Below are 17,704 nucleotides of genomic sequence, written 5' to 3'. Positions count from 1 at the left end.
CAACCGGTACCGCAACGCCAACCCCTGCCCCAGATACTTCGCCGCACCCCCCTTGGACATGCCCACCACCGCGCCGTACTCGGCCGGCGCGAACTCCGCGATCCCCGGACACCCCGGACCACCATGAAACGCGACCCGCTCATCCCCGGGAATCGCCCGGTCCGGCACCACCGCGGGACTCGCGCACAACTCCGCATACCGCACCGCCAGCCGCAACCGCCGAGTATTCACCTCCCGGTCCAACACATACAGCTCACGGGACTCGGCCAGCGTCTCGGCCACGCCCAACTCACCCACATCCCGTCCGAACATGTGTTCGACCCTACGCCCGGCCGGCGACCCCGAGCAAACCCGCAACCATCCCGTTTGCCCTTATCCACAAGGGAAAACATCACACCCCACCCAGCCAAAAACCGGATATACACAAGCCGCTGACGCCAGTAGCGCCGCGCACCCAGGGAATGCCTGGAGCCTCGCATGGAGCGACGCATTGCCTGATGGATATCGGTGGCTTGGAACCAGGCATGGGAACGGCCTCCGGCCGCCACGGGCACTGCATAAAGCGCCCGGTCATCACGGGGAGCACGCCCGGCGGCGGCGCGATGTCTGGCTCGATCCGGCCGCGAGGTTGAGGTCTTGGTGGATCAGGGTGGGGACGTCAGCTGGCGCAGACTGAAGTGACTGCTTAGGTGAGCGCGTGGGACTGGAGCCGGTCGAGGTGGTGGAGGGTCCGACCGGAGATGCGGGCGGTCGTCAGCTCGACGATGCAGCGGAGGCCCGCCTGGCGAGTGCTAGTGGTGCGGAGGAGGCTGGAGGTGAGCTGATCCAGCTCGATGCGGATCCGGCTTAGGTTCGGGCGAGCTTTGGGACCCTCAGAGGGATGAGCTGTCCAGCGCTGGAGCAGGACGCGCTGGACGACCTTGTCGGCTTCGATCTGGGTCGCGGAAGTACTGGATCGTTTCGCCGGGGTCGAGGCCCAGCTCGATCGCAGATTTCCGGGCGGAGTCGAGCACCTGCTGCTCGCGCACGGGATCGTCGATGGTCTTGTCCGTGCCGAACTTCGACGCCGCCACGTCGTCACCGACCTCGATCCGCCGGATCATCAGATCCGTCAATCCACCCAGCCGCCCGACTGGACCGGTCAGCTGAGCGGCCGTGGCGGAGGTTTGGTTGCCCATGGCAAGAGACGCCGCGATCAGGCGGAGCGCCAAGACCCGCACGATGAGCTTCGTCGCCTTCATCCCCAGACCTCCAGCTCGATCAGTCAGCCCAGACAACCTAGCCGGACAACCCGACAACGCCGCTCCGCCACCCGACCAGCCCACCAGCCCACCAGCCCACCCGCTCGCCTGCCCGCCCCCCAGCCCACCAGCCAGCCAGCCGGCCAGCCAGCCAGCCAGCCAGCCGATGCTCCTACAGCCCGGAATGACCGTCTCCTTCAAGCGGCTGGACCCACGCAGGTCTAGCGTGGTCGAGCATGACGATGCCTGATGATGTGCGACGCCTGCTCGACCTGCCCAGTACGGCACACCTTGCGTCGTTGATGCCGGACGGCGCGCCGCACAGTGTGCCGCTCTGGATCGGCCTGGAGGGTGAGCAGGTCGCGTTCCTCACCTCGCCCGATTCGCGCAAGGCAAGGAACATCGACGCCGATCCGCGCGTCGCGATCTCCCTCACCAACCGGGAGAACCCGCACGACATGGCGCACCTGCGCGGCCGGGTCGTCCGGCGGGTCGACGGCGACGAGGCATGGACGATCATCGACCGCCTGTCCGAGAAGTACATCGGGATGCCTTACCCGCTCCGCACCGACCGCGTCGCCTATCTCGTCGAAGTCGACCACGCCGGCGCCGCGACCTTCGGCTGATCCTCGTCACCGGCGGCCTCGGGCTTCATCGGCGCCCTCCACGACTCGCCCCTCGACGATCTGGGGACCGCTCGGCGATCCAGTTTCGCCGTACTCCGCGCTGCCACTTCTCCTGCAGGCGGCCATTCGCGGCAAGCCGCTGGAGGAGACCGTGTGTAGTCCGGGGACGCCTGTGTCACGCAAGGACTGTGCGCGGGCTATTGCCCTGCTCCAGTTGGCGGATCACCTAGACCCATCGCACGTACAACGTCGCCGACGACAAGCTCACCGCGAGCGCCCAGCTCGTCGAGGCACTCCGTGCGGACCTGCCGCTCGACGACTCTCCCAGGAGCCCGGCAGCTACCTCGACATCAAAATGGCTCAGCGCGGGCCGCGAGAGCTGAGGTGAGCGGCGAGGTCTTCGGGGGCGGCCTGTCTCCAGGAGTCGACGAGAATGTCGTAGAGCTCGTCGAGGTCCTCGAGCGCGTCGAGGCGGGCGCGGACCCAGCCCGAGCCGGCCTCGTGCGGCGGGACCCAGAACTTGTGCGGCTCCGCGGCGATCAGTTCGCCGCGTTCGTGGCGGGGGCAGCGGACCGCGAAGGAGGTCTGGTCGTCCGGGATCGTGACGAACATCCGGCCCGCGACGTCGAAGGTCGGGTGGTGCCAGCGCTCCTTCTCCACGGTCTGCGGGAAGGAGAGCGCGATGCGGCGGACATCGTCGGCGTCGAGCACGGTCACGCCCCCATGCTGCTACACCGGACGCCCACAGCACCAATAGAGGCCGGCCAACAGTCGTGATGGCCTGGCGGTCCGCCCTAGCCGACCCGGCGACGTCCCGGGAGCAGCAGCGCCACGACCGCGCCGACGGCTACCACCGCGGCGCCGACCCAGACGGCGGGGACCAGGCCGTCGATGTAGCGAGCCGGCGTCTCGTACGAGCCGGACGAGGCGAACACCGACGCCAGCACGGCCACGCCCATCGCGACACCCACCTCGCGGATCGTGTTGTTGGTGCCGGAGGCAACACCCCGGTCGGCCTCGGAGGCGCTCGCCATCACCACACTCGCGGCCGGTGCGAACGTCAGCCCCATGCCGATCCCCGCGAGCACGAACGGAGCGACGAACGAGCTGTAGGCGGCGTCGATCGAGGTGACGAGTGCGATCCACGCGAGCGCGGTGGCGAGGAAGACCTGGCCGGTCGCGATCAGCGTCCGGGCGCCGATCCGGTCCACGAACAGGCCGGCCAGCGGGGCGACCACCATCGGCGCCATCGTCCACGGCAAGGTCCGGATCCCCGACTGCAATGGCGTGTAGCCCTGGACCACCTGGAAGAACTGAGCCAGCAGGAAGACCGACCCGAAGACCCCGACGGAGAACGTGAAGGCGGTGATGTTGACGACGCTGAACGCACGCGAGGCGAACAACCGCAGCGGCAGCATCGGCGCAGGCGTCCGGCTCTCCCAAACCAGGAAGGCCACGAGCAGGGCGCCGCCGCCGATCAGTGCGGTCAGGATCCGCGCCGAGCTCCACCCGTCATCGGCGCCATGGACAACACCCCAGACGATCGCCAGCACGCTGCTCCCTGACAGAACCAGACCGACGAGGTCGAGCCGCCTGCTGCCGCCGAACGACTCCGTCAGCACCCGAGCCGCGAACGGCAGAGCGAGCACGCCGATCGGCACGTTCAGCCAGAAGATCCACTGCCAGTTCAGCCCATCCACGACGGCTCCCCCGACGACCGGACCGACCGCCACACCCAGGCCGGAGATGCCACCCCAGATGCCGATCGCCGCGCTGCGCTGACGAGCCGGTACTGCGGTCGCCAGCAGGGTGAGCGACAACGGCATCACAGCGGCTGCACCCACGCCCTGGATCGCGCGCGCGCCGATCAGCATCCACGGCTCGGTCGCGATCGCACAGGCGGCGGACGCCGCGGTGAACAAGCCGATCCCGAGCAGGAAGATCCGCCGCCGGCCCAGCCGGTCGCCGATCGCGGAGGCGGTCAGCAGCAGCGCCGCGAAGGACAACGTGTACGCGTTGATGAACCACTGCAGGTCCACCAGCGAGGCGCCCAGCTGGGTCTTGATCACCGGCAGCGCATTCGTCACCACCAGGTTGTCCAGCGTGACCATGAACATCGGGATCCCAACCACGGCCAGCACGAGGCCCAGCGACCGCCGGACAGCGGGCGCCTCCACTACCGGATCGAGGGCGGTCGAAGTCATCGCGAGCTCCTTGTTGTAATTGACTGATAACTAACTCTCATCACAAAGTATGCATTGACTGATAACATGTCAAGGCACCGACAGAAGGAGCGACATGGCGAAGACCCGGTTGACCGCGGCCGAGCGCGGCGAAGAGGTGCTGGACGCGGCCGTCCAGGCGTTTGGCGAGGCAGGTTTCGCGGGCACCAAGACCGACGAGATCGCCCGTCTGGCCGGGGTCTCCCAGCCGTACGTGATCAGGCTGTTCGGGACCAAGCAGCAACTGTTCCTGGCCACCGAGCAGCGGGTCTGCGACCGGATCGAGGACGCGTTCCGCCGGGCGGCCGAGAAGAAGGCCGACCTGGCCAGCCTCGGCGAGGCATACCGCGAACTGATGGCCGAGCGCGAACTCCTGGTCGTCCTGCTGCACGGGTTCGCCGCCAGCAGGGAGCCCGCGGTCGGGGACGCCGTCCGCGAGCGGTTCGGCGGAATCTACAAACTGGTCCGCGAGCTCACCGGCGCCTCCGCCGAGGAGGCCCGCGAGTTCCTCGCCACCGGCATGCTGCTGACGGTGATGGCGGCCATGGGCGTCGCCGGCCCGGACTCGATCGACTGCCCGTGGGCGTCCGAGATCCTTGACAGCTTCTAGTCGCGGCTACTGATCGACTGACCGGCCGCGAACCAGACGGCAGCGGTCGCCGCCGCGAGCGCCCCAACGGTCACCAGCAAAGACCCCGGTACGTCGGCCCCGCGGACCAGGGCGGCAGCAATCGCGACCACCGGACCGAGCAGGGCGGCGATCGTTGCTGGCAGCAACCACCGGCCCAGCACCCGCGGACCGACCTTCCCGTACGACGGGATCTGCGCGGCGAACGCGGACGCCAGATGCACCACCAGCAAGGCGATCCCGGTGATCACCAGACTCCAGCTCACCTCACTGGGGGCCCGGTACAACCATCCACCGGCGACCACGACAAGGAACATCAACGCCGCGGCAGAATCAGGCAACACCACGCACGCCACCAGCAGCGGGACCCCGAGCAGTATCACCACATCCAGCTGATCCCACGGCTGCACACTCGGAACCACCAGCGCCGCGGCACCGGCGAGCCCGATCGCCAGCCGAGCCAGCACAGTCGCCCGGCCCGACGCCCGGAGCTGGGCCAGCCAGAGGGAGATACGCTCCGCCGGCGTCACGAGCGCATCCTCGGCGCAGCAGCCACCCGGGCCGCATCCCGCAGTACCTCGTCCAGCGTGCCCGCGCCGCGCCACCGCACGGTCGGTACGCCGAGGTCCCCGAGCCGGTCGAGTTCCGCCCGGCGCTCGAGCAGGCGCAATCGCCACGCCAGCGGCCAGCTCTTCGCGTCGTGCTGCTCGAGGTCGATCAGGTCCGCAACGTCCGGTGGCAGCGTGTCCACGGCGATCACCGTGCAGCCCGAGTGGACCAAGGTGACGATGTAGCCGAGCATCGACTGCCGCAGCAGCGGGCTCAACACCAGCACGAGGCTGTCCGAACGGATCCGATGCCTGCGGGCAAGCTGCGCCTCGTCCTGCTGGCGGCCCTTGCGATCGGCGTGCACCAGGACGTCGAGGATCCTCCGCAGATGCGCGCGCCCGCTGCCGGCCCGGACGCCGCGAACGACCATCCCGGTGTCGATCAGCCGGACCCGGTCGCCGTGGCGCAGGTAGTGCTCAGCGATCGAGGCAGCCGCCCGGACCGCGGTGTCGAGGCTGCTCGACCGGCCGTCGATCCCCTCACTGATACCGACCTCGCCGCCGGTGTCGAGCAGGATGACCACCTCGGTGTCCCGGTCGGACCAGGTCGAGGTCACATGCAGCTCATTGGTCCGAGCGGAAACCGCCCAGTTGATCCGGCGCAACCGGTCGCCGGTGCGGAACGGCCTGACCCCGGCGAGTTCAGTGCCCTCACCCGGTCGGCGCGATCGATGGAGTCCTACCAGCCCGGCGGGACGCGGTACGGAGTCGACCGCCTCGAACCCCTCGCGCAACGGCAACGTGCTGACGCTCAGAGCTCGCGCCGACGACACTGGCACGCGGTAACCGCCGAGGACCGAAGTGGCGATGATGTTCGGCTGCTCCAACTGCCGTAGGCCCCAGCGCTCGGATCTGACGCCAACCTCCAGCGAGACGACTCCGTGCGAGACCGGTTCGGCGATCGCGGCATTGGGTGGGTCGTAGCGGAACCACCGGGTCCGTGGCAGCGCCGCGACGATCAGGTCGATGTCCGGGTCCAACGTGCCCGAGACCCGCAACCGATAGGTCGTTGCCTGGCCCTCGAAGAGCACGTCCGCGTCCAGCTCGGTGGCCACCTCGGGCCGCTCGCTGGGGCGGAAGTACCGTCCCCAGATAGCGATGAATGCCAGCGGCAACCCGAGTACGGCCGCATCCGGGCGACGGCCGAGCACAGCGATCACGAGCAGACCGGCGGCCACGCAGACCGCCCGGAGCTGCGCGTGGGTCGGCTGCCACTTCATCTGGCGAGACCCGCCACGGTCGGCGGTGCCGGGACCGAGCCGAGCACGGTCCGGACCACCGTCGCACCGGTCACCTCGTGAAGCCACAACTCCGGCCGCACGGTGATCCGGTGTGCCAGTGCGGGGATCGCGACCGCCTTGACGTCCTCCGGTACGACGTAGTCGCGGCCCTGGATCACGGCGTACGCGCGCGCCGTGAGAAGCAACGCCAGCGAGCCTCGCGGGGACGCTCCGACCAGCACCTGGGAGTCACGCCGGGTGGCGGCGGCCAGCTCCACGCAGTACCGGCCGACCGTGTCGTCGACGGTGACGGTCTCGACCGCGCGCTGGGCGGCGAGGAGGCCGGCCGCGTCCGTGACCGCCTCGACGGTCTGGTCCTCGGTACGGCGGCCCATCCGGCGCTGCAGGACCTCCCACTCCTCGGCGGCGGTGGGATACCCGAAGCCGATCCGGAGCATGAACCGGTCCAGCTGGGCCTCGGGCAACGGATAGGTGCCCTCGTACTCGACCGGGTTCGCCGTCGCCAGCACGTGGAACGGGACGGGCAGCGGGAAGGTCTGGCCCTCGACGGTGACCTGGTGCTCCTGCATGGACTCGAGCAGCGCGGCCTGGGTCTTCGGCGGCGTCCGGTTGATCTCGTCCGCCAGCAGCAGACCGGTGAAGATCGGCCCGGGCCGGAACACGAACTCCGAGTCGCGCTGGTCGTAGACGAAGGCGCCGGTGACGTCGGACGGCAGCAGGTCAGGGGTGAACTGCACGCGGCGGAACTCCAGCCCCAGCGCCTGGGCGAACGACCGCGCGGCCAGCGTCTTCGCCAGGCCCGGGTAGTCCTCCAGCAGCACATGGCCGCCGGCGAGGATGCCCGCTAGCACCAGCTCGAGCGCATCCGCCTTGCCGACCACGGCCTCACCCACCCGGGCCAGCACCTTCTTGCTGAGCGCCGACACCTCCGCCAGGTCGAGCCCCAGTTCCGGATCAGTCACGGTTCCTCACAGCTTCTCGATGGTCTGAACAGCTTGCTCGATCTCCGCGAACGACGCGGTGCGTACTTCGGTGCCGGTGATCAGCGCCCACAGTTGGTCGCCGACCAGCGCCCGGGCGCGGTCCGGCTCCAGCCGCGGGTCGATCCCGTGCCGGTGCACCAGCCGGTCTGTCGTCAGTTCCAGCAGCATCGGCCGGATCCGGCGAGCGAACGTCTGGGAACCTTCACCCGGGCGCCGCTCGCGACCCGCTTCCTGCACCCAGGTGGCCAGGAACTGGGTGCGGTTGTCGCTGTTCCGCGACCGCGACGCCGCGAACTTCTCGTCCTGCCGCGAGGGCCAGGTCGTCTCCAGTACCTGGGGGACGACCATCCGGATCGCGAGCGAGGCGAACCCGATCGCCAGGGCCATCCCGACGAACCACAGTGGCCGGGGCTGCGTTCCGGCGACACCGAAGGCCGCGATCAGCAGCAGACTGCCGATCACGGCGGCGCCCAGATGCTGCAGCAAAGCCTTCCTCACCGGCCAGCCTCGCCGGCATGGGACTGCGCAGCACGGGACTGCGCGGCTAGGGACATCGCGGCGGCCAGTTCGTCGCGTAGGCGGAGCAGCGCGGCCCGTGCCTGGCTGCGGGCTTCCTCGCTGGAGCCGTGGGTCGAGTAGCGCGCCTGACGGTAGAGCTGGGCCAGTCGGAGCAGCTCGGGCTCCGAGATCCCGCCGACGCCCAGCACGCGGACCGTGAACTCGGCCGGCGTCTCGGACGCCTGCCGCGCCGCGCCCGCGGAAGCAGCCGCATCCTCGAGAGCCACCCAGCACGCGATCACCGCGTCGGTCGCAGTACCGGATTCGACCGCGGCCAGGCCGGACTCGACGGCTTCGGCCAACCGGTCGACCTTCACCCGCTCCCAGTCGGTGTCCTGGTCTTCGAGTTCCGGCAGCTCGACCTTGCGGATCAGCCGGTAGAGAGCCCGCAGCAGGAACAGCGCGAGGAGGGTGCCGATGACATAGATGGCCGCCTCCCAGAGCGCCTTCAACCACCGCGGCAGCTCGACCGGCTTGACCTCCTTCGGCGAGCGCGACGCGCCTGCCGAAGGAGGCGTCACCGAGCTCGTCCTGGTGTCGGTCGGCAGCGGCCTGGGCGACGACGAGACCGTGCTTTCACTGACCGGCCGAACGCTGCCGCCCGCCGACGCGAGCACCACGAGCGCAACCGCCGCGACCCCGATCATCAGCACGACAGCGACTACGGAGGCGCTGCGTCGGCTGAGCTGCATTCCGGAAGACTAACTTGCCGTCAGAAACCCGTGTCGAGCCATGGCAAGCGTTCGCCGAGGAAGGCGCCCGAGGCCGCGGCCAGCGCCCCCGACGTACGCTCCTGCACCAGACCGGCCGCCCCCAGCAAGGCCAGCGACGGCTTGCCGAGATAGACCGCACCCAACTCCCGTACGCCGAGTTGCAGGTCCGCCGGGCGATCGGTCTTCACGCAGGTCGCGCCCTCGGGTCCACCCGTCAGGTGCCAGGACCCCTCGTTCCACGGGCAGAAGTCGTCCTCGATCCCCAGCACGACGTCGACCTCGCTCGCATAGCTCCGGCCGGCCAGCGCACGCCCCACATCGGCGAGCCGGACCCAGATGCCGTCCGTGGTGGTCGCCTTCGGAGCCCGCGGGTCGACCAGCAGCGTCAGCAGCGGGTCGTCACTCGCCAGTTGGTCGTAGGTGGTCTCGCTCAGCAGGTCCTGGTCGAGGAGGAACTGCCAGAGCTTGATGCGAGAAGCCAGATCCCGCGCGTGGACGCGGTTCACGTCGACGAAGCCCTTGTCAGTGCGCTTGGTCCGGTAGTACGCATACCCGGTGGTCTCGCCGTCCCGCGAGGCCAGCACGCAGCGCAGCGGCGACGCGCTTCGGGTATCCGTGGTGACGTTCTCGCCGATCACATGCTTGCTCCAGCGCTCATCGTGCTGGAACATGCCCGGCCGGTCGGCGGCCTCCGCGTTGTGGAGGTTCGTGCAGGTTGCCAGCGACTCGGCCGGGTCGGCGTAGGAGATCCGCACGTCCCCGACGCCCTCGACGTACCGGAGTGCGCGGGAGACCTTCGGCACCGTGATGCGCTGGTGGTCCGAGCCGAGTCCATATCCGAACCGCCCGTAGATCACGGGTTCGCTCGCTGTCAACGCCGCGACCGCCTCAGCGCCCTGGTCATGCAACTCGGTCAACTGCCGGCGCATCAGGTCACGCAAGATGCCGCGACGGCGATGCGTCGGGCTGACGCCGACCATGCTGACCCCGGCGACCGGCAACTGAGCGCCTGGCACCGACATCCGCAGCGAGAGCGCACACGTATGCCCGGCAACCTCCTTGCCGTCGGTGGCGACGATGCTCCGCTCCGGCTCCCAGATCTTCCGCTCCGCCTCCAGCTGCGCCTCGCTCCAAGGAGCCGCGAACGCCAGGTTCAGCAACGGCACCAAGTCTGTCCAGTCACCCTCGAACCGCCCGATCTCGATCGTCATACCCCCTGCCTACCAGAACCCCGCGACCCCCGTCGCCAGGGTTTCAAGTAATGCCGGTGGCGTACCGACCGACAGGAAGTAGTCCCCAGCGCTCTGCTCGACCACGCTCAGCCGGGCCGCAGGATCCCCGGATATGAAGACCACTTCCTGTCGGTCGGTACGCCAAAACTGGCGAGGCATCAGGTGGAGGTCAGCGGCCGACGAGTGCGCTGCGGATCGTGGTGATCACCCAGACCGGATCCGACAGCACCTGCTCATAGGTGAACCGAAGGACAAACCACCCCGCCGCCACCAACTCGTCGTACCGGCGGCAGTCCGCTGCGAAGTCACTCCGCGCCCCGTGGAACTGGTACCCCTCAGCCTCCAGGGCGAGTCGGGCCCCCGGATGCCCGAGATCGACCCGGGCGCGGAAGGATCCGTGCTGTACCAGGAGTTGCGGCTCGAAGCCGTCGATCCCGGACTCGAGCAACAAGGCACGCAGCATCGACTCGAGAAAGCTGTCAGCAATACCGATGGCAGCAGCGGTTACCCGCCGGGCATTGGGCCGGCCAGGTCCCCGCATCGCCTCAGCAGCTGCTATCAGTTGGTTGCGACGTGTCAATCCGCTGGCGAGCGCAGCATCAGCAACCGCAAGCGCCTCGCCGAACGGCAGCACCCGCGCACAGTCGACCACGGTCCGGACCAGCGAGGTCATCCGGCTCGGGCGATCCCCGGCCGCGATCGGCGCCCAATGCAGAATTGCCGGTGGGCCGGTTCGCGGACGACGCTTGGTGGGCACGGTGATGTGCGGCTTCTCTGGCGGGACGAGCAAGGGAAGGTCCCACGCGTCCGCTGCGCTGAGGTGCGAGACGACCCCGTCGTACGCGACTGCCGTCCGCCAGTCCACCGAGCGGTCGGGCCGCGCGTAGATCCCGCGCGCCACGCGCTCGACAACACCCTGCTCCACCGCCGCCGCGAGTTGCCGCCTGGACGTTGCCTTGACCAGCTCAGCAAAGGTTGCGCAGCCTCCCTTGCTGATGAGCACCTGGTCGAGGGAATCCACCCGCAGATCCTGCCCTCTTTGGAGGAATCGGCGCTCGGCTTCATCCACAGCCCGTACCAGCCGACAGGAAGTGGTCCCGCGCCGGCGGGTCGATCACGCTCAACCGGCGCGCGGCGTACCGGAGTACGGGTAGTACTTCCTGTCGGTCGGTACGTAGCTTGGGCTGGGCGACGCGGGAGCACACGAAATTGCCCGGCGGGACGGGAAAGTGCTTGTGGTCGAGCTCTGGACTGATGAAAACCGTTTTCATATACTGCGGGCATGGCCGCCCATCGGAAGACTCCGCTGACCTTGCTCGTCGGGCTCTCGACGACGCTTCGCCAACCTGTGCTGGACGCCATGCTGGATGGTTCGACCGTGGCAGTCGTGGTGGATCAGGACGAACTGCCCGGCCGGGGTGTGTTGTCCTGGCGCGTGCTCGACGCCTCCGGGCCGATCGACTCCGGTGAGTTCACCGTCGGCGATGACTGTGGCGCCTGCCAGCTGATCGAGTCGCTCCTGCCGCTGCTGGAGGCACTCCTCGAGCGCGGGCGCTGGCAGCACGTAGTACTGGCTGCGCCGCCCGCCATGGAAGCGCGGCCGTTGGCGAGCGCACTGGTTGGCACGATGCCTGAAGTCGAGGTGGACACGGTCACCTGCGTGGTCGACGCGGTCCTCCTGGTGGAGCAACTGTCCGGCGATGAACTGCTCGACGAACGTGGTCTCGCGCTCGGGCCGCCTGACCGGCGCAACGTTGCGGAACTCACCGCCCGCCAGATCGAGTACGCCGATATCTGCGTGCTCGCGAACGCCCATCGCAACGTGGCGCCCGAGCGGCTGCACAACTTGCTCGTCCACCTGAATCCGCGAACGACGGTGGTCGACGCCGACCCGGCCGGAGTACCGGGTCGTCCGGTGGCAAGGACCGGGCTGTTCGACTTCGCCGCGGCCGAGGCGTGGGCTGGTGAGTTCGCCGCGGAGGATCGCCTTCAGCCCAGTGGCGACGGGGTCACCACGGTGCTGTGGCGTTCGACCCGGCCGCTGCACCCGTCGCGGTTGAACGACGCGCTGGAGGACATCGTCGACGGCGTGGTTCGCAGTCGCGGCGTGGTGTGGCTCGCGAACCGGCCGACGCAACGGGTGCGCTGGGAGTCCGCCGGATACAGCGCCTCGCTCGGCACGCTCGGCGAGTGGTCCGACACCGAACACCTCGCCGAGTGCACCGTGGTCGCGACGGGAGTAGGCCTGGATCCGGCTCGCCTGCAAGCGATCCTCGACGCCTGCCTGCTCACCGAATCCGAGCTCGCCACCCTCGACTGGCAAGCCCTCGAGGACCCCTTCGCGGGCGTCCTCTAACGCAGGCCGGTTGCGGCGAGGTGGGCGGCGGCCGCGGCCTGTAGATGGTCGAGGTCGGACGAGACCGTCGCGAAGGTGTAGCCCTCGCCCAGCCGACGCCTCGCGACCTCACCGCTCGGCGTGTGGACCCCCGCGGCGATACCCGCCTCACCAGCGGTCCGGGCAATGAGCTCGATCGCGGCGTCGAAGGCCTCGGCCACCTCAGGATCGCCGGGATACCTGCCACCTACCGCGAGACAGAGGTCCGACGGCCCGACATAGATGCCGTCCAGCCCCGGTGTCGCGCAGATGGCCGCCACGTTCTCCAGGCCCTGCCGCGTCTCGATCATCGCGAGCACCACAGTCGCCGCATCCGACTCGGCCGGTACCGGCCCGACGCGCAGCCCCGCTCGCGTCGGCCCGAAAGAACGGATCCCGCTGGGTGGGTACCGCGCAGCCCGCACCGCTGCAGCCGCGTCCTCCGCGGTGTCGATCAACGGCACGATCACCCCCGCTGCCCCTGCATCCAGCGCCCGACCGATAGGAGTGGCGTTGTTCGCTTCCACCCGGACCAGACCCACCGTCGGCGTCCCCCCGGCTTCGATCGCGATCAGGCCGTCCAGCAGCCCGCGGATACCGAGCAGTCCGTGCTGACCGTCGAGGACCACGTAGTCGTAGCCGACCCGCGCGATCCGCTCGGTCGCAACAGGCGCATCCATAGTGACCCAGTAGCCGACGACGGACTCACGAGCGCGGAGCCGGTCGGCGAATTCCTTCGAGTTCATCCAGCCGTTCTACCCGATCAGCGGCAGCCGGGTGACGTAGGAGCCGAGCCTGTCCACGTCGTGGTCATCCAGCGGCACGCGACCGGTTGCCTTGAGCACATAGGTCGTCGTGTCCCATTCGATGACGTCCCACGCCTCAGGGCCGAACAACCCGTCGAGCGTGCGGGCGGTCACCTGCAGGCCCTCCGGATCCGGCTCGGGCGCGTCGGGGAGGTGCACGGTCAGGTCGAGGTGGTGGACCGTCGCCTCGACCACGAGCGTCGCCACCACGTCGCAGACCCCGAGCACGTGACCCTGGGTCTTGACCACCCGGTGATGGTCGGTCAGCGCGACGGCGGCCGCCCGCGCGGCCGCTTCGGACAACTCGCGCCAGTGGCCGACGAGCGTCTCCGAGGGATGCCGGTACGCCGAAGCGACCGTGCGCACGAAGCTCGTATCCGGCTCGGGTGCATCCTCGGCCCGGGCCGGGTAGTCCTGCCAGTAGCTGACGAAATCGCGATCCGGCTCAGTCGTCGAGGGAGTGGCGAACGCGGCGAGCGCCCGCTCGGCGTCGTACAGGAGATGCACGAGCAGCGGTCCGACCTCCATGCCCTCGCAGCGGGTCGGCCTTCGGAAGTCGGCGTCGGTCAAGCCCTGCACGGTCTCGGTCAGCCGGCCGTAAGTCCGGCCCAACGTCGCCGCGAGCCACAACGGCAGCGCGCCTCGCTCTGGAGCCCTCATGGAACGAACCTAAACCCGTCGCGCGCCCAAGCCAATTGTGGGCAGAATGCGGCAATGACGGCGACCGAGGCATTACTCCACGAAGTCGTCGCCTCGGCAGGGTTGCCCGCGGTCGTGTCGTTCCGCCCGGTCCGCGGCCACGGCTTCGACCACCAGATCCTGCACGCGACTCTCGCTGACTCGCGGCAGGTCGTCCTGCGCCATCGTCCGCAGGAATCCCGGCCTCTCCCACTAGCCCAAGCACGCTTTCTCGCCGAACACGATGTCCCGGCGCCGGCACTGCTCGGCGGCAACTCGTTCGCGACCCTCTACGAGTACGCCCCGGGCGAGATGCTGTCCGCCCTGGTCGACGAAGGACGCGTGTCCGACGACGACTGGCGCTCAGCCGGTACTGCGTTCCGCCAGCTGCACGCTGTTCGTTTTCCGAGCAGGCTCAGCGGGATCTTCGAAGCAGATGGCTTGATCCTGCGACCGCGAGACCCGGTGACGGCACTCCACGAGCATCTGGTCGAGGCGGAACCCATCCTCAAGGTCAACCTGCCTGTGGTCGTCGCCCACCTGCCACGCCTACACGAGCTGATCGACGAGAACGCCGAGCCGCTCCGCAACGCCTCCACCGCCTTGCTCCACTGGGACGTCAACCCCGCGAACATCATCGTCGGCCCGGCCCAGACCACCTTGATCGACTGGGGCGACACCCACGTCGGCGACCCCGCCAAGGAGATCGCCGCGCTGGAGGAGCACATCTACCTGATCGACCGCTCGCCCCAACTCCCCGCTCCCTTCTACGAGACCTACGGCCCCCGCCCCACCAACACCGCCCTCCACCGCCTCACCGGCGCCCTCAGCTGGTACACCGAAGGCAATTTCGACGGCTGGGACCTCGAAGACGACCTGGACCCTGCCCTGAAGATAAAGGTCGACGCCTGGCGCGCCGGCCTGGCCGGCTACCTGAGCGAGATGGCCGAGCACCTGACGGCTTTCTAGACGGGTGGGACCCCGTGGCGGCGGTTGGAGAAGTGGCGGTTCTTGGTCTGGGCGGCGGCCAGGCGGGCGATCAGCTCGTCGCGGAGGTTCTCCGGTTCGACGATGGCGTCGATGACCAGGTCGGCCGCGAGGCGGAGGATGTCGATGTCGGTCTCGTACTCCTCGCGCAGCTTGGAGACGTACTCGACCCGCTCGGTGTCGTCCGCGATCTCCTGGATCTTGTTGTAGTAGACCGCGTTGATCGCCGCCTCGGGGCCCATCACCGCGATCTTCGCCGTCGGCAGGGCGATGCACGCGTCGGGTGAGAACCCCGGGCCACACATCGCGTAAAGCCCTGCGCCATAAGCCTTCCGGACGATCACGGACACCGTCGGCACGGTCGCCTCCGACACCGCGGTGATCATCTTCGCGCCGTGCCGGATGATCCCGGCCCGCTCGACCTCCGAGCCGATCATGAAGCCCGGTACGTCGCACAGGTAGACCAGCGGGACGTTGAACGCGTCGCACAACCAGATGAACCGGGCCGCCTTGTCCGCGGAGTCGACGAACAGTACGCCGCCCTTCACGGCCGGCTGGTTCGCCACGATGCCGACCACCTGCCCGGCCAGCAGGCCGAACCCGGTGACCAGCTCCGGGGCGTACGACGGCTTGATCTCGAAGAAGGTGTCCGCGTCCAGCAGCGCGTCGATCACGTCGTGGATGTCGAACCCGATGCTCTCCTCGACCGGAACCAGGTCCCGGGTGAAGTCCCGCCCGGGCGCGGACGCGTCGTACGAGGGTGGGCGGGCCTGCCACGAGCCGGGCAGGTAGGAGAAGTACTGCTTGGCCAGCTCGATCGCCTCGGTGTCGTCGGCGGCGAGCAGGTCGCCGCAGCCGGACACGCTGGTGTGCATCCGGGCGCCGCCCATCTCCTCCAGCGTCACCTTCTCGCCGACCACCATCTCGGCCATCCGCGGCGATCCCAGGTACATCGAGGCGTTGCCGTCGACCATGATCACCAGGTCGCAGAAGGCCGGGATGTACGCACCGCCCGCGGCCGACGGGCCGAACAGGCAGCAGATCTGCGGCACCTTGCCGGACAGCGCGACCTGGTTGTGGAAGATCCGGCCGGCGCCACGTCGACCGGGGAAGAGGTCGACCTGGTCGGTGATCCGCGCGCCTGCGGAGTCGATCAGCCAGAAGATCGGCAGCTCGTCGCGCAGCGCCACCTCGGTGATCCGGACGATCTTCTCGACCGTCCGGGCACCCCAGGAGCCGGCCTTGACCGTCGGGTCGTTCGCGACCAGCAGCGCGGGCCGGCCGTCGACCAGAGCCCGGCCGGTGACCACGCCGTCGGCCGGCAGACCGGGGTTCAGCGCGTTCGCCAGCTGGGCGTCCTCGACGAAACTGCCCCCGTCGACCAGCAGCGCGATCCGGTCCCGGACGTACAGCTTGTTCTGGGAGGCCAGCTTGGCCGCCGCCTTCTCGGGCGGCCCCAGTGTCGCCTCACGCGCGACCTTGACCTCGGTCCAGTGATCCCTCATGACAGCCTTTCTACCTGTTGCGTCCGAAGAAGTGCGGGTCGTGCCCCACGGTGATTCGGACGCAAGGCGGTTATTCGACCGGGAGGCCGAGGCCGCGGGCGATGAGCATCCGCTGGACCTCGGAGGTGCCCTCGCCGATCTCGAGGATCTTCGCGTCGCGGTAGAACCGCGTCACCGGGTACTCCTCCATGAAGCCGTAGCCGCCGAAGACCTGGGTGGCGATCCGGGTCGCGGTGACCGCGGACTCGGTCGCGTAGAGCTTCGCGACGGACGCGGCCTGCTTGAACTCCTTCATCGGAGCGCCCGCATCCCTCAGCGCGGCCGCCTTGTAGACGAGTAGCTCGGCCGCGTCGGCCATCACCTGCAGGTCGGAGATCTGGAAGGCGACCCCTTGCTTGGCCCCGATCGGTACTCCGAACGTCTTGCGCTCGCCGGCGTACTGGACCGACATCTCCAGGCAGGCCTTGATGCAGCCGAGCGCGACCGCCGCGATCGCGACGCGGCCGTCGTCCAAGGTCGCCAGGAACTGCGCGAAACCCTTCCCACGCTCGCCGAGCAGGTTGGCGGCGGGCACCCGACAGCCGCTGAAGGACAGCGGGTGCGTGTCGCTGGCGTGCCAGCCGAGCTTGTCGTACGCCGCCTCTGCCAGGAAGCCGGGCGTGCCCGTCGGCACGACGATGGCGGAGATCTCCGGGCGACCGTCCGGCTTCTCCCCGGTCCGCGCGGTCACCGTCACCACCGAGGTGATGCTGGAGCCGGAGTTGGTGATGAACTGCTTCGAGCCGTCGATCACCCACTCGTCCCCGTCGAGCACAGCCCGGGTCTTCGTCGCACCGGCGTCGGATCCGGACTCCGGTTCGGTCAGGCCGAACCCGGCCAGCCGACGGCCCTCGACCAGCTCCGGCAGCCACTGCTGCTTCTGCTCGTCGGTGCCGTAGGTCAGGATCGGGTTGATGCCGAGCCCGACCGCCGCCTCCAGCGTGATGCCCATCGACTGGTCGACCTTCGAGATCTCCTCGATCGCGACGCAGAGGCTGGTGAAGTCGCCGCCGGAGCCGCCGAACTCCTCCGGCGCGGTCAACCCGAACAGGCCGAGCGCGCCCATCTTCTGCACCGTCTCGACGGGGAAGTAGTGCTTGCGGTCCCACTCGGCGGCATGCGGCGCGATCTCGGCCTGGGCGAAGTCGCGCACGCTGTGGGCGAACTCCCGGTGCTCTTCGGACAGCTCGTACGACATGGCCTGCTCCCGCTCGCTCGTGATTGACGCTTACGTAAACGTAAAGCATGATCGACACGTGCACA

The 17,704-nt window shown here is 68.9% G+C and carries 20 protein-coding genes and 1 pseudogene; 5 read left to right on the top strand and 16 right to left on the bottom strand.

Annotated elements, in window-relative coordinates; all coding sequences use genetic code 11:
- A pseudogene (locus ABD210_RS31585) lies at positions 1-312 on the bottom strand (hypothetical protein); the annotation flags it as partial.
- A 385-nt stretch (positions 313-697) separates the two neighbouring features.
- On the opposite strand from ABD210_RS31585, the gene ABD210_RS31580 reads away from it, so the two are divergent.
- Positions 698-850, top strand: coding sequence for a hypothetical protein (locus ABD210_RS31580; RefSeq protein WP_344116619.1), 153 nt, complete (start codon positions 698-700; stop codon positions 848-850).
- 22 nt (positions 851-872) lie between these two features.
- Here ABD210_RS31580 and ABD210_RS31575 read toward each other — a convergent pair whose 3' ends face one another.
- The gene (locus ABD210_RS31575; protein ID WP_344116616.1) at positions 873-1,241 is read right to left on the bottom strand and encodes a chorismate mutase; all 369 of its coding nucleotides are present in this window, start codon (positions 1,239-1,241) and stop codon (positions 873-875) included.
- A gap of 236 nt (positions 1,242-1,477) precedes the next feature.
- Between ABD210_RS31575 and ABD210_RS31570 the strand changes: the two genes are divergently transcribed.
- Entirely contained in the window at positions 1,478-1,867 is a 390-nt protein-coding gene (locus ABD210_RS31570) for a TIGR03618 family F420-dependent PPOX class oxidoreductase (RefSeq protein WP_344116614.1), read from the top strand.
- 360 nt (positions 1,868-2,227) lie between these two features.
- Here the strand turns inward: ABD210_RS31570 and ABD210_RS31565 are convergent, their stop codons facing one another.
- Entirely contained in the window at positions 2,228-2,584 is a 357-nt protein-coding gene (locus ABD210_RS31565; protein ID WP_344116612.1) for an MmcQ/YjbR family DNA-binding protein, read from the bottom strand.
- Positions 2,585-2,661: 77 nt separating this feature from the next.
- Complete coding sequence (locus ABD210_RS31560; protein WP_344116610.1) at positions 2,662-4,071, bottom strand: MFS transporter; 1,410 nt, start codon at positions 4,069-4,071, stop codon at positions 2,662-2,664.
- Positions 4,072-4,165: 94 nt separating this feature from the next.
- Here ABD210_RS31560 and ABD210_RS31555 point away from each other — a divergent pair, with 94 nt between their 5' ends.
- Positions 4,166-4,699 carry a TetR/AcrR family transcriptional regulator gene (locus ABD210_RS31555; protein ID WP_344116608.1) on the top strand — a complete coding sequence of 178 codons (534 nt, stop codon included), beginning with the start codon at positions 4,166-4,168 and terminating at the stop codon, positions 4,697-4,699.
- On the opposite strand, the gene ABD210_RS31550 is transcribed toward ABD210_RS31555, so the two are convergent.
- The 8 genes from ABD210_RS31550 to ABD210_RS31515 are packed head-to-tail and all read right to left on the bottom strand — an operon-like array spanning position 4,696 to position 11,073.
- Positions 4,696-5,247, bottom strand: a complete 552-nt coding sequence (locus ABD210_RS31550) for a hypothetical protein (RefSeq protein WP_344116607.1) — start codon at positions 5,245-5,247, stop codon at positions 4,696-4,698. The two genes, ABD210_RS31555 and ABD210_RS31550, sit on opposite strands and share 4 nt — an antisense overlap.
- A complete protein-coding gene (locus tag ABD210_RS31545) occupies positions 5,244-6,545 on the bottom strand; it encodes a DUF58 domain-containing protein (protein WP_344116606.1) in 1,302 nt (433 codons plus the stop codon). The genes ABD210_RS31550 and ABD210_RS31545 overlap by 4 nt, the downstream gene beginning before the upstream one ends.
- Positions 6,542-7,528, bottom strand: coding sequence for an AAA family ATPase (locus ABD210_RS31540; protein ID WP_344116605.1), 987 nt, complete (start codon positions 7,526-7,528; stop codon positions 6,542-6,544). Before ABD210_RS31540 ends, ABD210_RS31545 begins: the two co-directional genes overlap by 4 nt.
- A gap of 6 nt (positions 7,529-7,534) precedes the next feature.
- Positions 7,535-8,047 (bottom strand): hypothetical protein, encoded by a 513-nt coding sequence (locus ABD210_RS31535; protein ID WP_344116604.1) that lies wholly within the window; start codon positions 8,045-8,047, stop codon positions 7,535-7,537.
- The gene (locus ABD210_RS31530; RefSeq protein WP_344116602.1) at positions 8,044-8,799 is read right to left on the bottom strand and encodes a DUF4129 domain-containing protein; all 756 of its coding nucleotides are present in this window, start codon (positions 8,797-8,799) and stop codon (positions 8,044-8,046) included. The genes ABD210_RS31535 and ABD210_RS31530 overlap by 4 nt, the downstream gene beginning before the upstream one ends.
- 20 nt (positions 8,800-8,819) lie before the next feature.
- The gene (locus ABD210_RS31525; RefSeq protein WP_344116601.1) at positions 8,820-10,031 is read right to left on the bottom strand and encodes a GNAT family N-acetyltransferase; all 1,212 of its coding nucleotides are present in this window, start codon (positions 10,029-10,031) and stop codon (positions 8,820-8,822) included.
- A gap of 9 nt (positions 10,032-10,040) precedes the next feature.
- Positions 10,041-10,211, bottom strand: a complete 171-nt coding sequence (locus tag ABD210_RS31520; protein WP_344116600.1) for a hypothetical protein — start codon at positions 10,209-10,211, stop codon at positions 10,041-10,043.
- Positions 10,212-10,221: 10 nt separating this feature from the next.
- Positions 10,222-11,073: a type IV toxin-antitoxin system AbiEi family antitoxin domain-containing protein gene (locus tag ABD210_RS31515; RefSeq protein ID WP_344116598.1), complete on the bottom strand. Its 852-nt coding sequence runs from the start codon at positions 11,071-11,073 to the stop codon at positions 10,222-10,224.
- A gap of 261 nt (positions 11,074-11,334) precedes the next feature.
- On the opposite strand from ABD210_RS31515, the gene ABD210_RS31510 reads away from it, so the two are divergent.
- Positions 11,335-12,408, top strand: a complete 1,074-nt coding sequence (locus ABD210_RS31510; RefSeq protein WP_344116596.1) for a CobW family GTP-binding protein — start codon at positions 11,335-11,337, stop codon at positions 12,406-12,408.
- Here the strand turns inward: ABD210_RS31510 and ABD210_RS31505 are convergent.
- The gene (locus ABD210_RS31505) at positions 12,405-13,172 is read right to left on the bottom strand and encodes an HpcH/HpaI aldolase family protein (RefSeq protein WP_344116594.1); all 768 of its coding nucleotides are present in this window, start codon (positions 13,170-13,172) and stop codon (positions 12,405-12,407) included. The genes ABD210_RS31510 and ABD210_RS31505 overlap by 4 nt on opposite strands.
- A gap of 9 nt (positions 13,173-13,181) precedes the next feature.
- Positions 13,182-13,892 carry a maleylpyruvate isomerase N-terminal domain-containing protein gene (locus tag ABD210_RS31500; RefSeq protein ID WP_344116592.1) on the bottom strand — a complete coding sequence of 237 codons (711 nt, stop codon included), beginning with the start codon at positions 13,890-13,892 and terminating at the stop codon, positions 13,182-13,184.
- Positions 13,893-13,946: 54 nt separating this feature from the next.
- Here ABD210_RS31500 and ABD210_RS31495 point away from each other — a divergent pair, with 54 nt between their 5' ends.
- Positions 13,947-14,879, top strand: a complete 933-nt coding sequence (locus ABD210_RS31495; RefSeq protein WP_344116590.1) for a phosphotransferase family protein — start codon at positions 13,947-13,949, stop codon at positions 14,877-14,879.
- On the opposite strand, the gene ABD210_RS31490 is transcribed toward ABD210_RS31495, so the two are convergent.
- The gene (locus ABD210_RS31490; protein ID WP_344116588.1) at positions 14,876-16,402 is read right to left on the bottom strand and encodes an acyl-CoA carboxylase subunit beta; all 1,527 of its coding nucleotides are present in this window, start codon (positions 16,400-16,402) and stop codon (positions 14,876-14,878) included. The two genes, ABD210_RS31495 and ABD210_RS31490, sit on opposite strands and share 4 nt — an antisense overlap.
- A 70-nt stretch (positions 16,403-16,472) precedes the next feature.
- Entirely contained in the window at positions 16,473-17,639 is a 1,167-nt protein-coding gene (locus tag ABD210_RS31485; protein ID WP_344116586.1) for an acyl-CoA dehydrogenase family protein, read from the bottom strand.
- Positions 17,640-17,704: the final 65 nt, after the last annotated feature.

Source organism: Kribbella alba (genome assembly GCF_039529635.1).
Classification (GTDB): domain Bacteria; phylum Actinomycetota; class Actinomycetes; order Propionibacteriales; family Kribbellaceae; genus Kribbella; species Kribbella alba.
Note: the sequence above shows the minus strand (reverse complement) of the source record. Positions and strands in the feature narration are given on the sequence as shown.

What these genes read in the sequence shown, in the direction of transcription:
- ABD210_RS31575 (WP_344116616.1), bottom strand. Translation starts at nt 1,241, where the DNA reads ATGAAGGCGACGAAGCTCATCGTGCGGGTCTTGGCGCTCCGCCTGATC.
- ABD210_RS31570 (WP_344116614.1), top strand. Translation starts at nt 1,478, where the DNA reads ATGACGATGCCTGATGATGTGCGACGCCTGCTCGACCTGCCCAGTACG.
- ABD210_RS31560 (WP_344116610.1), bottom strand. Translation starts at nt 4,071, where the DNA reads ATGACTTCGACCGCCCTCGATCCGGTAGTGGAGGCGCCCGCTGTCCGG.
- ABD210_RS31555 (WP_344116608.1), top strand. Translation starts at nt 4,166, where the DNA reads ATGGCGAAGACCCGGTTGACCGCGGCCGAGCGCGGCGAAGAGGTGCTG.
- ABD210_RS31545 (WP_344116606.1), bottom strand. Translation starts at nt 6,545, where the DNA reads ATGAAGTGGCAGCCGACCCACGCGCAGCTCCGGGCGGTCTGCGTGGCC.
- ABD210_RS31530 (WP_344116602.1), bottom strand. Translation starts at nt 8,799, where the DNA reads ATGCAGCTCAGCCGACGCAGCGCCTCCGTAGTCGCTGTCGTGCTGATG.
- ABD210_RS31525 (WP_344116601.1), bottom strand. Translation starts at nt 10,031, where the DNA reads ATGACGATCGAGATCGGGCGGTTCGAGGGTGACTGGACAGACTTGGTG.
- ABD210_RS31520 (WP_344116600.1), bottom strand. Translation starts at nt 10,211, where the DNA reads ATGCCTCGCCAGTTTTGGCGTACCGACCGACAGGAAGTGGTCTTCATA.
- ABD210_RS31510 (WP_344116596.1), top strand. Translation starts at nt 11,335, where the DNA reads ATGGCCGCCCATCGGAAGACTCCGCTGACCTTGCTCGTCGGGCTCTCG.
- ABD210_RS31505 (WP_344116594.1), bottom strand. Translation starts at nt 13,172, where the DNA reads ATGAACTCGAAGGAATTCGCCGACCGGCTCCGCGCTCGTGAGTCCGTC.
- ABD210_RS31500 (WP_344116592.1), bottom strand. Translation starts at nt 13,892, where the DNA reads ATGAGGGCTCCAGAGCGAGGCGCGCTGCCGTTGTGGCTCGCGGCGACG.
- ABD210_RS31495 (WP_344116590.1), top strand. Translation starts at nt 13,947, where the DNA reads ATGACGGCGACCGAGGCATTACTCCACGAAGTCGTCGCCTCGGCAGGG.
- ABD210_RS31490 (WP_344116588.1), bottom strand. Translation starts at nt 16,402, where the DNA reads ATGAGGGATCACTGGACCGAGGTCAAGGTCGCGCGTGAGGCGACACTG.
- ABD210_RS31485 (WP_344116586.1), bottom strand. Translation starts at nt 17,639, where the DNA reads ATGTCGTACGAGCTGTCCGAAGAGCACCGGGAGTTCGCCCACAGCGTG.